Genomic DNA, 11,831 nt, shown 5'->3' with positions numbered 1-11,831 from the left:
GTCCGGCCCCACTCGTCATCGCGAAGGTCGCGATTGCAGATCGTGCAAACGGGGTTGACGGCGTCGTTCATGCGGTGAACCTCCGGGTCGGGATGCCGGCAGCTTCGGCAAGGTCGGCACAGCCGGTGGCGCCGCGGCTGTTGTCGCGGATGAAGGCCAGGCACAGGTCGGCCCCGAGGCTGACCATGTGCCGGTTGCGGATCGGCCCGGCCGAGCGGCCGTGAGCCTTCCAGTCCGCAGGGTGGCGCTCCTCGGTGAGGCCGATCAGGCGGTGCTGGCGCACCCACCAGGCCGCGATCGCGTCGGCGCCGCCGGGGCAGGCGCCATGCACGATGACGGCGGGCACGTTCTGGAAGACGGCTGTGGCCAGGTTGTCGCGCACCAGGTCGTGGTCGCTCCAGTGCCGGGAACCGGTGAGGAGGATGCGGTACGGGCGAATGGCATCGTGCATGGCGGTCTCCTTGCGGTCGTGCGGGCGGGGTCAGGTGTTGGCGGGGCAGCCGGGGTAGTGGCCGGTGCGGCTGCCACAGCACGCCTTGCCGGCCTCCCCGCGGACGGCGCGGAGGATCTGCCGGGCCCGCTCGGGCCCCGTCGCGGCGAGCTGACCGGCGACGCGTGCGGCGGCGGCTTCGTCGTCGGCCGGGACGTGGTGGCCGCCACGCCACTGCAGCGCCCCGGTCGCGATCAGCTCTGCGACGTAGCAGGCGGCCGAGCTGAATCCGGCAGCGAACCCGTCGTGGATAGCGATCAAGTCGGCGGGGCGGCCGAACTCGCGGCCGTACTCGGCGCACCGCGTGTGGTGCGCAGCATCGGTGATCAGTCGAGCGAGGAGGGGCTGAAGCCCTGTGCGGGCGCCTGCGGCCCGTTCGCGGGGCTCGGGGCATTCGGGGGCGTCCGGCGACTGCGGGGCGCCCTCGTGGCCGCCGGAGGGCCTTCGCGGTCCCGCCGCAGCGGCCCGCTCGCCAACGGAACGCGCTGGGCGCCCCTCTGACGGCCTCTCGGCGGCCCGCACGAGCCCGGCGCCACCCGAGCCCTCCCGGCCCGTCTCGCGGGCGCTCAGGGTCTCCTGCGGGCCATCAGGGGCCGCCTCGGCGCGGGCAAGGCGGGCGTACAGCGCGTCGAGCTGATTGTCGGTGATCTGCGATGCGGTCAGGCGGGCGGTCATCAGGCGGCCTTCCTGGTCTGCCGCGGGGCGCGGCGGTGGAGTTCGCTGTAGGCGGGCAAGTGGCGGGCGGTCACCCACTCGTGACCGCAGCCAGGGCAGCGGTAGCCGTGCGCGATCCGGCCGCCGCGGCGCCGTTCGGCGCACGGGGGTATCCGGCGGCGGCAGCAGTCGGGGCAGGTGTCGGTCATGCGGTCTGGTCTCCTTTGCTGCGCTGACAGGTGCTGCAGGGGCAGTCGCTGGGGGCGGGCGGACGGCTGGCGAGGTACCAGCGGCGGTAGCCGTCGAGCGCGGCCTGGACGAGGTGGCCGGCTATGGGCGCGGGCGGGGCCGGGGGCTGCTGCCGGTGGGCCAGGCGCCGGGCCGGTCCCGGGGGATCTCGGGGCGCAGCTTTTCGGCGGCCGGGGCGGGCTTCTTGGGCCGACGCCCGGCGAGACCGAGCAGGAAGTCCTTCAGGTCGCCCTGCTCGCGCATCGCCCGGATGTCCTCGGGGCCGACGGCGTTCACGTCTGGCTCATGTCGACGAACCGGGCAAAGTGCCCCTGGAACGCGGTGGTAATCGTCGCCGTGGGCCCGCCCCGGTGCTTACCGACGATCAGGTCGGCCTCCCCGGCCCGCGGGGAGTCCTTCTCGTAGGCGTCCTCTCGGTGCAGCAGGATCACGATGTCCGCGTCCTGCTCGATCGAGCCGGACTCACGCAGGTCGGAGACCATCGGCTTCTTCTCGGTGCGCTGCTCGGGCCCGCGGTTGAGCTGCGCCAGCACCACGATCGTGATCCCGAACTCCTTGGCCATGAGCTTCAGTCCACGCGAGATCATCGAGACGGCGACCTGCCGGTTCTCCGCCCGCGGTGCCTGCATGAGCTGCAGGTAGTCGATGACCACCAGCCGCAGGCCGGCGGTGCGCACCAGGTGCCGCACCTGGGCGCGCAGCCCGGGCAGGGTGAGCAGCGGCTGGTCGTCGATGTGCAGCGGTGCCGGGACGATGTGCTCGCTGGCCCTGGCGGCGCGGGCCAGGTCGTCGTCGGTGGCGATGCCCAGCTTGATGTGGTGCAGGCCGATCCGGGCTTCGGCGGACAGCACACCGTTGGCGAGGTCGTCGGCGCTCATCTCCAGCGACCGCACCAGCGCCGGGATCTTGTTGCGGACCGCGGCGGCACGGGCCAGGCCGATCCCGAACGTGGTCTTGCCCATGGCGGGGCGGGCGCCGACGACGACCATCTGGCCGGGCGCCCACCCGCCGGCGAACAGGTTGTCCAGGTCGATGAAGCCGGTGGGGATGCGCTCACCCGCCTTGGGTGGTGTGACGGCCCGCTCCAGGGCGCCGGGCAGCAGGTCGCCGATCGTGGCGGCCCGGCCCGCCGCGTCGGGGCGCACCACGCCGTCCAGGGCGGCCTGCAGGGCGGCCACGTCGGCGTCCGGGTCGAACGCCGGGGACAGGCCCTTCAGGCGGGCGTCGTGCCCGAGGGCGACGAGGCGGGCGGCGACGGCGGCCCTGGTGATCTGGTCGGCGTGCCACTCGGCGGAGCCGGGCATCGCCGCGGCGTACAGGTCCGACAGCTGCACGCGGGTCAGCGGCGGGACGGGCATGGTGCCGTCGGCGCGCCACGTCTGCAGCTGCCGGTCGACGGCCTGCCACGGGATGGCTCCGTCGCCGATGGCGGTGTGGACTTCCTCGACGGCGTACCAGATCCAGCGCAGCCGGTCGGTGGTGATGTCGGCCGGGTCGAAGCCGGCCGCGGCGAGGTCGTCGACGAGTTCGGGCCGGGCCATGATCGAGGCGGCGAGGATGTGCTCGTCGTCGAGGGCGGCCGGGCCGGCGGGCAGGTCGTCCTCGGCCCACAGAATGTCGCTCATGCGGCACCGCCCTTGCGGCGGTCGGCGCCGGTGAGCAGGAGCACGCCGCCGCGGCACATCTCGCCGAGGCGGGAGGCGACGCGGTCGCCGACGATGTGGCTGATCTCGCTGGGCAGCACATCACAAGTGATCAGGACGGGACGGCGGTTGATGTACCGCTCGTCGAAGATCTCGTAGAGGCGTTCCTGGGTCCAGCCGGTCGGCGAGACGCGGGCCGCCGCGAGGTCGTCGACGAACAGCAGGTCGGCGCGCTGCAGGCGGCGGGTCAGCGTCCGGGCGGTGTCCTCCCGGTCGGGGCGCAGCGCGTCGAAGAGCTGGGTTGAGCGCCAGGTCTCGATGCTGGGCACGCGGCTGGTGGCGGTGACGCGGCGGCCGAGCCAGCAGCGTGCGGCCTGCCAGGCGGTGTGCGTCTTGCCGACGCCGATCGGGCCGGTCAGGAACAGGCTCGCCGGGGCGCCGCATGGGCCGACGGCCCATGCGGCGGCCTCGGGGTGCATACGGATCTCGTCCTGGTAGATGGCCGGGGTGCGGTCGGTGAACGCGGCGGTGGCGTCTTCGCGGCGTTCGCGGAGCACGGACTCGCGCGGGTCGGGGTCAGCCGAACTGAAGGGCACGCTGGATCTCCTCCTCGGTCATGTCGTTCATGTCGCGGGGCGCGGTGGACGGGCCGACGGCGCGCAGGCCGCGGCGGCCGGGCTGGGGATCGGGCTCGTCGTCGTAGCAGCCCTTGTTCAGCCAGGTGGCGGGGTGCTTGGTGTACTTCGGGTCTTCGCCGGCGCGTTCGCGGGCGTACCGCTGAGCGCCGTCGACGATCGCCTTGGGGTCTGCGCCGCGCCCGACGGCGGTGAGGAACGCCTTCTTGGCTTCCTCGCGGGCGCGCTTCTTGGGGTAGGTCAGCCAGAAGGCGCCGAAGGCTTCGAGCGTCGAGGTGTCGGCAGAAGACTTATATGTATCTGTAGTTGGTTCTGTAGTTGGTTCGGCGGACGTGGGCGTCCGGTCGCTGCGGACGTGGGCGTCCGCCCGGACGTGGACGTCCGCCCGGACGTGGACGTCCGCCCGGGTGGTGTCTGACCTGGGTTCTTCCTCGCGGGGGGACGTGGGCGTCCGGTCGTCCATCCCCTCACCACCGGACGTGGACGTCCCCCCGGACGTGGGCGTCCGGCCGGAACCTCGTGACCTGCGTTTTCCGATTCCCCGGGCACGGGAGGACGCCAGCGTCCGGGCGGACGTCCGCGTCCGGTCGTCCTCCCCTGCGCGTCCCCCCGGAACGACACGCTCCACAGCCAGGTCGTAGACCGTGGGACGCCTGTCGGCACTCAGGTGGGCCACCCTCCCCTGATCGCCCTCGCGGATCAGCCCAAGGTCCTCCAGCTGCCGCAGATCCCGGCGCACCTGCCGCTTGTCCTTGCAGGCGTAGGCGGCCAGCCGCGGCACCGACGGATAGGCATGACGGCCCTTGCTGTCCGCGTGGTAGGCCAGTCCGGCCAGGACGGCGACCAGTTGGGCAGGCATCGGGGGCGCGTCCTCCATGACCCACTTCATGGCCTCACTGCTCACGGCGTGCTTCTTCCTGCTGGTGCGGGTGGTTGGGGGCGGCGGCCTCGGTGCGGGCCGGCGGGGCGGGGCGCGGGGCCGGCCGGGGGCTCTCACGCGGCGGCCTTGATACCGGCGGCCCGAAGGAGCGCCTCGCCGAGCGTCACCGGGCAGGCGTTGCCGATCTGCTGTGCGATGTCGCGTCCGGCCCACGGCCAGTCGGCGGGGAACCCCTGGAGGACGCCCGCCTCGCCGTGCGTGAACCGGGGCTGCTCGCGGCCGTCGGCGTCGACGATCCGGAACCTGCTGATCTTCCCGGTGACGGTGAACGCCGGCTCGACACTGGCGCGTCTGCCGCGGTTCTTCGGGTCGCCGCCGGTCCCATAGTTGGAGATCACGGTGAACGGTTGGGGCCGGTCAAGCACCTCACCCATCGACACCCACGGCAGCAGGGTCGGGTCGCCCTCGTGCTGCGGCACGCCCTTGCGGTAGGCGCGGCGGGTCGGCTCGGGAAGGTGAACCGGAATCCCGCGGTGGGCGACGAGAACAGCGCGGCGACGGGTCTGCGGCAGCCCGTACTGCTCGGTGCGCAGCACGCCCGTGGCGACGTGGTAGCCCTCCTCACGGAGGACGGCCGCGTAGGCCCGCCAGACGGGCAGGACGGCCTGCACCTGCTCCAGGACGACCGCGGTGTACGGTCGGCCCGCGTCGACGGCCTCCAGGACCCAGCGCAGCGGTTCCAGTACCAGGGCGGTGCGCTCGTCGGCGAACATGCCCGTATCGACGGTCTCGCGGGCGGCCATCCGTTTGATCGCCTCGACGATGCGGGCGATCTCCAGGCGGCCGGTTCCGGAGCCGGCGACGGTGAACGTCTGACACGGCGGCCCCGCTCCCAACACCCGGGCGGTCGGGAAGTCTGCGGGCCCATGCTTGCGCACGTCGCCGTGCACGGTCGGCAGCCCGGCGGCGCGACGGGTCGCGACGGCCGCCCCGTCCCACTCGATACCGGTGCCCTCGATGCCCAGGCGTCGGGCGGCCAGGGACAGGCCGCCCGGCCCGGCGAACAACTCGATCACGCCGCCTCCCCGATCTCGGGGTAGCGGGCGAGGGTCTGGTGCAGGTAGCTGGTGGTGATGCCAAGGCGTTCGGCGGCCTGCTCGACGTCGTGGCCGAGGGCGAGGAGTTCGCGGATGTTCTCGGCGGTGGCGGGGCCTCGGTTGGAGGCGGCGGCGCGGGCCAGGCCCATGGCGCGGGCGCGCTCTCCCCGCGGCAGGTTCCGGTGCTCGTCGAGCCACTGCCGGTGGGCCGCCTCGCACGGTGCGCACAGCGGCAGTTCGTGGATGCGGTGCAGCCACCAGCCGCGGTCGCTGCCGCAGTGCCCGGTCCAGTCCGGGTGGGCGGACGGGTCGTCGATGGTGTCGTCGCTCCAGGCGGCGGGCGGGGCCCATCCTTCGCGCTGGGCACGCAGTCGCGCCCTCGTGTCGCTGCCGGGGGTCATGGCCCAGTGCGGGTAGATGGCCGCGATGGCTTGCGCGTGCCGGGCGATCGTCTTCGGCCGCTGCTCGTTGATCAGGATGCTGAGGTTGCCCGGCGTGATGCTGACCGCCGCGGCGATGGCGTTGCGGGTGTGCCCGATGGCCATGAGGGCACGCACGCGCCGGCGGGCTCCGAGGGCAGAGACGTAGCTGGCGGGCGGGCACAGCGCGAGGGTCGGCCGGGCGGCGATGATACGGGCGGCCAGCGTCGCGTGAATCGTGGCGTGCTCGCCGAGGGCCAGGGAGGCGATGGCCCGGCAGGAACAGCCGCTCGCCGCGGCGATCTGCCGGTGGCTCCATCCGGCCTCGATCAGGGCCCGGACGCGTGCGGCGGCTCCGGTCGCGTCGGTGCGTCGGAGGCCGTCGCGTTCCCGGTCCAGCCGGTACTGCTTCAGGTAGCGGATCTGGGCGGAGCGGCATTCGGGGCGCCGGCAGCCGCGGAGGTAGCAGCGGCGCTCGCCGTGCGGCGGCAGCGGCCGGGTCGCGGTGCTCATTTCTCCCCTGTTCGGTGGCCCAGATCTGTTCGCAGACGGAAAGCGCGGCTTCGTTGCTGCCGGGCCGGGTGTCGGTGCCGGCGGGGTCGTCGAGGGGTTCGCGGCCGACGAGGAACGGCGTCTCGGGTCCGGCCGGGCGGCGAGCGATGCGGACCGTGGCGGCTTCCATGCGCCGCAGCAGGGCCTCCTGGCGGCGGACGCCGGTCCAGGTGTGCACGGCGTAGGCGAGGAGCGTGAAGCCCGCGGCACCGAGCAGCAGGGCGACGTTCGCGGCGCTCATGCGGCTGCCCTCGCCTGCTTGGCGCGGCCATCACGCGTCTCGGCGATGACCAGGCCCTTGACCGACAGCCGCCACACCGCGACCGGATGCCCGTGCGTGGCCGGGGACGTCGACGGCACGTACTGGCGGGTGTGCTCGATGACGCCGCCCTGCCGCAGGCCGTTGATGGCCGCGCCGAGGAAGCCGTGCGACAGCTCCGGCAGCACCTCGCGCAGGTCGTTCGCACTGAAGGTGTCGTTGGCGAGGCCGTAGGCGAAGACGGCCTGCTGGACGAGGAACTGGTCCCAGCTGCTGGCTCGGGCGACGATGTCGGTGAGGCGGGCGTCCCGGTCCGTGGCGGCCAGACGCTCGGCGGTGGTCTGCTTCTTCATGTGCTACTCCTTGGGGTAGCGGCGCCCCGCCTGATGGCCGCAGGCGGGGACGGCCGCGGGCTAGAAGGGGGCCGGTTCGCTGTCCCGCTCGGCGCGTCGGATGGACGGCCGCTTCCAAGCGGTTGTCACGGCGCAGCCGATTTCGTCGACGCGCTGCTCGATCTCGGTGTCGACGTTGAGTCCGGCCTTGTCGAGGCTGGCCGCGAGCTGGCAGGCTCCAACGTGCTCTTCGTCGGTTTCGGCGTAGACCAGCGTCCAGGCGATGTGCGCGACGACGATGTTGCGGTAGGAGGTGAGTGCGGCACGGTAGGCGCTCACGTCCAGTGCCGTGACCCTGGTGACGGGCTGCTCGGCCTCGGGAGGCTTGCTCACGCCGCACCGCCCTCGTCGACGAGTTCGCCCTCAAGAGAGCCGTCGCTCGGGGCCAGTTGTTCGCCCGCGATGTACGGGCCGGCCGCATCGAGGGCTTCGGGCTGGGCGTCGGTGCGGACGGTGCCGTCCTGGGCGTCGGCCTGCGCCAGCTCGACGGAGATGGGCAGGAGCTTGAACAGCTCGCGCACGCAGGTCTTCTTCGCCATCGCCTCGTAGTGGTCCCGCCAAGGTCCGCCGTTGGGGAAGGCGGAGTGCTTGCGGTGCTTCTCGATGTCCTCCGGGGACAGGACGACGAACGCGGAGCCGCCGCTGGTGGTGGTCGCGACCGCGTAGTAGGCGATGGGCCCGCCGCGTCCGCCGAGCGAGGGGCGGTGGGTGAGGCGCTGGTCGAGCCCGTACTCGTACTCGAAGTGGTCGTTCTCGTAGACGACCTGCGCGGACAGGCTCTTGGCCATGGGGCTCTGCCAGAACAGCTTGGCCATGCCGCGGTATCCGAGGACGAAGGTGACCTCCCCTTTGAAGGGCACGAGGTAGGCCTCGCCGGTGGGGCCGCCGGGCTCGACGCCGAGCTGGGAGCAGGTCATGAGCGCGCCGAGGAACGATTCGGGGCTGCATTCGCCGAGCTTGGGGGTGCGCCGCAGGGTGGTGAGCGCGATGCGGGCGATGCGGTCGGCGTCCATGTGCTTGGGCAGGGCACGGGCGATCTCGGGCCGCATCCGGTCGATCTGCTGCTGCAGGCTCGGCGCCTGGCCGTTGCCGTTCTGCTGGACGGCGCCGACGTTTTCGGCGCGGCGGGCGACGGCGTTACGGGCGGTGGTGGTCACAGGTTCTCCAGGTGGACGCGGAGGGTGCGATAGGTGGTCGGCTCGCCGCGGTAGTCGTCGAGGTCGATCTCGGGGTGGTCGTCCTTCAGGGCGCGCCAGTTGATGGCGCCCTTGCGGCGGTACCGGGGCCAGGAGTAGGCGTGTTCGCCGCGGATGTGGACTTCGGTGGCGTCGCCGCAGATGGCCTTGAGGCGGTTGTCGGCGTCGGTCAGGGCCAGCTCGCCTGCCGCGATCTGCTCCTTGGCGGTGGCGCGCTGCTTGATCAGCTGCTCGACTTCCAGGGCGTCAGCGACGACGACTGTGTCGGTGGGATGAGCGTGGAGGCGGTCCAGGAGGTCGCCGGTGGCGGCGCTGCCGTCGACGGGCGGGCGGATGCCGTCTTCGACCCAGGACCAGAACTCGCCGGCGATGCGGGCCAGGTCGTCGATGAGGGCCTGGTCGCGGTCGATGCGGTGGACGAGGGTGCGCTGCCCGCCGATCAGGACGGCGGTGTAGCCGAAGGACCAGCCGGTGACGAACAGCTGCCACTGCAGCTGCACCTGTACGGCGACCGGCGGCTCGTCGAGCCAGTCGTTCAGGGCGTAGGAGGACCGGCTTTTGATCTCCAGGGCGCCACGCTGGCCGTCTTCGTCGGTGGCCCGGTCCAGGTTGACCAGCGCCCACGGGATGTCGGCACGGCGCAGGGTGCCGGGGTGGTCGTGGACGGGCAGGCCGGTCAGGGCGATGAAGCGGGTGGCGACGACCGGCTCCAGGGCGTGCCCCATGAGCGCGGCCTCGGACAGGACCGGGTCGTTGTGCGGCGGCACGTCCTGGCCGGTCTTGCGCAGCCAGATCTCCAGCGGGCTGGTGTAGGGGTTCAGTCCGCAGATCGCGGCGATGTCGCTGCCGCCGAGCCCGGTCCTGCGGACGGTGTGCCAGTCGTCGGCCGGAGCGTCGGGCGGCAGGACGACGGTCGCGCCGGACGGGAACGTGAGAGGCCGCGTGGTGCTCATGTGACCTGCTTTCGGGTGTGGGGGGCCTGGCCGCCCGCGGCGGTGATGGTGCGGACGGCCGGCAGGGTGGATGGGTCAGAGCCGGACGGGCATGACGAGGTACTGGTAGTCGGCGTCGCCGGTGGCCGCCTGCAGACGGGCCGGCCGGGTGGGGCTGTGCAGTTCGAAGCGCACGGCGTCGGCGGTGATGTGCTGCAGCCCTTCGAGCAGGTACTCGGGCTTGAAGGCGATCTGCATGGGGTCACCGTCGAGCAGATCGGCGGGCAGCGTGTCCCTGGCGACGGCGCCAGTGTCTCCGGCGGCCCGCACACTGACTTCGGTGCCCTTGAAGCCGACCAGGATCTTCGGTTTGCGGTCGGTGGCCACCAGGCAGGCCCGCCTGATGGCCGCAATCAGCGGGGCGACCTCGACGGTCCCGGTCGTGGTGAACCGCGGGATGTTCTTGTGGACGTCGGGACGGCCCGTGCGGTCGACCAGGGCGAGCGAGGCGTAGCGGGTGGCGGTGCCGAGACCGGCCGGCAGGTCGCCGGACAGCAACACTTCGCCGCCCGCCATGGCCTTGGCCGCATCGAGCAGCGCCTGGCCCGGCATCAGCGCATCGAGGTCGGCGGCACCGTCGGCGGGGCGCCAGGTGAGGGTGCGTTCGGCGAGCCGGTAGGAGTCGGTGGCCGTGAGCGTCATCTGCTCGCCGTCCGTGGCGACGTGTACGGCACCCATCCAGGGTTTGGCGGCCACCGTCGGGTCGGACGCCCCGATGATCTGGCCGACGGCGTCGGCGAAGAGGCTGCCGTCAACGGTGCCCGCCGGCCGCGGCCGGGCCATCAGGGCCGGATAGTCCTCGGCGGGCAGCAGACTGAGCGTGAAGGAGGCGTCCCCGCTGGCGAGTACGGCCTGCTGCCCGTCGAGGGTGAGGTCGATGTACTCGCCGGGGAAGGTGGCCAGCACGCTCGCGGCCAGCCGCCCGGGGACGACGATGCGGCCGGGCTCGCCTACGTCGGCGGGCAGGCTGCTGCGGGTGGTGACGTCCCAGTCGACGCCGGAGACGGTCAGGCTGTCGGCGGCGGCTTCGAGGAGGAGCCCGGCGCGGGCGGGCACGGTGGGCTTGGCGGCGAGCTGTTTGGCCGACCAGGCAGTCGCCTCAGCGAGTTCGCGGCGGTCGCAGCGGAGTTTCACGGCCGGCCCTCCGCGCTCGCCTCGAACAGCGTCTCGGTTTGCGGGCTGCCGGTGCCGGCGTCCGGCTCATCTTCTGCTGACACCGGGCGGGCCGGGACCGGCTGGCAAATGAGATCGTCGAGGGGGAAGAGAGTGAGCTGTTCCACGGTGTTCTCCAGGTGTTGGGTGCCCGGCGGGGGCGGGGCGGGCACGCCCGCGCCGGGCCGCTAGGGGTCAGGCCGCGAGCGCCGCCCGCAGCCGCGCGTTCTCGGCGGTGAGCCGCACGACCGTGCACACCAGGTCGTCACACTCGGCGCGCAGTTCCCGCTGCTCCTTGTCCGCGACGGCCTTCGCGGCGTCGGCCAGCACGTGCTCAAGGTCGGGGCCGACGGGCTGCTGCTCCTGATACGCCTGCCACGCGTCGAGGAGAGCTTCGTAATACGCCGCGAGGCGCTTGTGGTCCTGTGCGAGGCGGTCGTCAGCCACGTCGATGTGCGTGAGGCAGATGCCGCCCGCGTAGCCCTCGACGGAGACGACGGGCTCACCGTGGCCGAGCGTCCAGGCCGGGGTGCGGGTCACGGTCACCAGCCGCCTGCACAGGTCGACGGACCCCGGATCGACGTAGCCGCCGGACTCCTGCCGCTGGCGCACCGCCACGGCGAGCGGGTCCTCCGGCCGGACGCCCGGGTACGCGATGACGGGTGTACCGACGGGGTACCGCTTGTTCCACTGTTCGGCGTTCATGCGGCCACCTCCGCCTGCTTGCGGGCGGCGTCGTACCGGGCGATGCCGGAGACGATGGCGTGGCACTGCCACAAGTACTGCCAGTCGAACTCCTCGAACGACAGGTCCCACTCGTCCGGGAAGCGCAGCGTCACGTCACCGTGCCGGAACTGCTGGCACGCGTAGCGGGCCGTCTCCGCATACTGGATGTCGTGCTCGTCCGAATTGAGGATCTGCCTGCCGATCGCCTCGACGGTGCCCGGGTAGCGGGCCTCCAAGGCGGCGGCCTCCTCGACGAGCCACGAACGGAACCTGCTCGCCGACCAGTCCTTCGCCTTGCCCGCGCGCAGCTTCTCCTCCCAGTAGTCCGGGTTGATGGAGCGTCCGGCGCGGCTGTCGCGGAAGAGGACGAACATGTCCTTGGTGTCCTCGCCGAAGCGGCAGAAGTGGAACGAGCCGTGGGAGCCGTTGACGATCAGGTTGTAAGGCCACGTGATCAGGTCCCACCAGAAGAGGGAGCTTTCCTCCGGGGCGACC

The 11,831-nt window shown here is 72.4% G+C and carries 17 protein-coding genes; all 17 read right to left on the bottom strand.

What is annotated here, in order from left to right; all coding sequences use genetic code 11:
• Window positions 1-67 precede the first annotated feature (67 nt).
• A complete protein-coding gene (locus tag ACEXOX_RS46195) occupies window positions 68-451 on the bottom strand; it encodes a DUF2493 domain-containing protein (protein ID WP_406519463.1) in 384 nt (127 codons plus the stop codon).
• A 30-nt stretch (window positions 452-481) separates the two neighbouring features.
• Window positions 482-1,165 carry a hypothetical protein gene (locus tag ACEXOX_RS46190; RefSeq protein WP_406519464.1) on the bottom strand — a complete coding sequence of 228 codons (684 nt, stop codon included), beginning with the start codon at window positions 1,163-1,165 and terminating at the stop codon, window positions 482-484.
• Complete coding sequence (locus ACEXOX_RS46185; protein ID WP_406519465.1) at window positions 1,165-1,353, bottom strand: hypothetical protein; 189 nt, start codon at window positions 1,351-1,353, stop codon at window positions 1,165-1,167. The genes ACEXOX_RS46190 and ACEXOX_RS46185 overlap by 1 nt, the downstream gene beginning before the upstream one ends.
• A gap of 121 nt (window positions 1,354-1,474) precedes the next feature.
• Window positions 1,475-1,669, bottom strand: a complete 195-nt coding sequence (locus ACEXOX_RS46180; protein ID WP_406519466.1) for a hypothetical protein — start codon at window positions 1,667-1,669, stop codon at window positions 1,475-1,477.
• Entirely contained in the window at window positions 1,666-3,018 is a 1,353-nt protein-coding gene (locus tag ACEXOX_RS46175) for a replicative DNA helicase (RefSeq protein WP_406519467.1), read from the bottom strand. The genes ACEXOX_RS46180 and ACEXOX_RS46175 overlap by 4 nt, the downstream gene beginning before the upstream one ends.
• Window positions 3,015-3,632: a DnaA ATPase domain-containing protein gene (locus ACEXOX_RS46170; RefSeq protein ID WP_406519468.1), complete on the bottom strand. Its 618-nt coding sequence runs from the start codon at window positions 3,630-3,632 to the stop codon at window positions 3,015-3,017. The genes ACEXOX_RS46175 and ACEXOX_RS46170 overlap by 4 nt, the downstream gene beginning before the upstream one ends.
• Window positions 3,613-4,575, bottom strand: coding sequence for a helix-turn-helix domain-containing protein (locus ACEXOX_RS46165; RefSeq protein WP_406519469.1), 963 nt, complete (start codon window positions 4,573-4,575; stop codon window positions 3,613-3,615). Before ACEXOX_RS46165 ends, ACEXOX_RS46170 begins: the two co-directional genes overlap by 20 nt.
• Before the next feature lie 89 nt (window positions 4,576-4,664).
• Entirely contained in the window at window positions 4,665-5,627 is a 963-nt protein-coding gene (locus ACEXOX_RS46160) for a DNA cytosine methyltransferase (protein ID WP_406519470.1), read from the bottom strand.
• Window positions 5,624-6,580: a hypothetical protein gene (locus tag ACEXOX_RS46155; protein ID WP_406519471.1), complete on the bottom strand. Its 957-nt coding sequence runs from the start codon at window positions 6,578-6,580 to the stop codon at window positions 5,624-5,626. Before ACEXOX_RS46155 ends, ACEXOX_RS46160 begins: the two co-directional genes overlap by 4 nt.
• A gap of 276 nt (window positions 6,581-6,856) precedes the next feature.
• Complete coding sequence (locus ACEXOX_RS46150) at window positions 6,857-7,231, bottom strand: hypothetical protein (protein ID WP_406519472.1); 375 nt, start codon at window positions 7,229-7,231, stop codon at window positions 6,857-6,859.
• Between the two features lie 60 nt (window positions 7,232-7,291).
• A complete protein-coding gene (locus tag ACEXOX_RS46145) occupies window positions 7,292-7,603 on the bottom strand; it encodes a hypothetical protein (protein ID WP_406519473.1) in 312 nt (103 codons plus the stop codon).
• Window positions 7,600-8,427, bottom strand: a complete 828-nt coding sequence (locus tag ACEXOX_RS46140) for a recombinase RecT (protein WP_406519474.1) — start codon at window positions 8,425-8,427, stop codon at window positions 7,600-7,602. The genes ACEXOX_RS46145 and ACEXOX_RS46140 overlap by 4 nt, the downstream gene beginning before the upstream one ends.
• Window positions 8,424-9,419 carry a YqaJ viral recombinase family protein gene (locus ACEXOX_RS46135; RefSeq protein ID WP_406519475.1) on the bottom strand — a complete coding sequence of 332 codons (996 nt, stop codon included), beginning with the start codon at window positions 9,417-9,419 and terminating at the stop codon, window positions 8,424-8,426. The genes ACEXOX_RS46140 and ACEXOX_RS46135 overlap by 4 nt, the downstream gene beginning before the upstream one ends.
• A 75-nt stretch (window positions 9,420-9,494) precedes the next feature.
• Window positions 9,495-10,592: a DNA polymerase III subunit beta gene (gene dnaN, locus ACEXOX_RS46130; protein WP_406519476.1), complete on the bottom strand. Its 1,098-nt coding sequence runs from the start codon at window positions 10,590-10,592 to the stop codon at window positions 9,495-9,497.
• Window positions 10,589-10,738 (bottom strand): hypothetical protein, encoded by a 150-nt coding sequence (locus tag ACEXOX_RS46125; RefSeq protein WP_406519477.1) that lies wholly within the window; start codon window positions 10,736-10,738, stop codon window positions 10,589-10,591. Before ACEXOX_RS46125 ends, dnaN begins: the two co-directional genes overlap by 4 nt.
• A gap of 67 nt (window positions 10,739-10,805) precedes the next feature.
• A complete protein-coding gene (locus tag ACEXOX_RS46120; RefSeq protein ID WP_406519478.1) occupies window positions 10,806-11,315 on the bottom strand; it encodes a hypothetical protein in 510 nt (169 codons plus the stop codon).
• Window positions 11,312-11,831, bottom strand: a 520-nt coding sequence (locus ACEXOX_RS46115; RefSeq protein ID WP_406527043.1) for a hypothetical protein, incomplete at its 5' end; no start/stop codon positions are given. The genes ACEXOX_RS46120 and ACEXOX_RS46115, both read right to left, overlap by 4 nt.

This window comes from Streptomyces sp. Ac-502, assembly GCF_045222935.1.
In the GTDB taxonomy this organism is placed as follows: Bacteria; Actinomycetota; Actinomycetes; order Streptomycetales; family Streptomycetaceae; genus Streptomyces; species Streptomyces monomycini.
Note: the sequence above shows the minus strand (reverse complement) of the source record. Positions and strands in the feature narration are given on the sequence as shown.

Coding starts and splice junctions, on each gene's coding strand:
- ACEXOX_RS46190 (WP_406519464.1), bottom strand. CDS start 1,165: ATGACCGCCCGCCTGACCGCATCGCAGATCACCGACAATCAGCTCGAC.
- ACEXOX_RS46155 (WP_406519471.1), bottom strand. CDS start 6,580: ATGAGCACCGCGACCCGGCCGCTGCCGCCGCACGGCGAGCGCCGCTGC.
- ACEXOX_RS46120 (WP_406519478.1), bottom strand. CDS start 11,315: ATGAACGCCGAACAGTGGAACAAGCGGTACCCCGTCGGTACACCCGTC.
- ACEXOX_RS46195 (WP_406519463.1), bottom strand. CDS start 451: ATGCACGATGCCATTCGCCCGTACCGCATCCTCCTCACCGGTTCCCGG.
- ACEXOX_RS46185 (WP_406519465.1), bottom strand. CDS start 1,353: ATGACCGACACCTGCCCCGACTGCTGCCGCCGCCGGATACCCCCGTGC.
- ACEXOX_RS46150 (WP_406519472.1), bottom strand. CDS start 7,231: ATGAAGAAGCAGACCACCGCCGAGCGTCTGGCCGCCACGGACCGGGAC.
- ACEXOX_RS46135 (WP_406519475.1), bottom strand. CDS start 9,419: ATGAGCACCACGCGGCCTCTCACGTTCCCGTCCGGCGCGACCGTCGTC.
- ACEXOX_RS46175 (WP_406519467.1), bottom strand. CDS start 3,018: ATGAGCGACATTCTGTGGGCCGAGGACGACCTGCCCGCCGGCCCGGCC.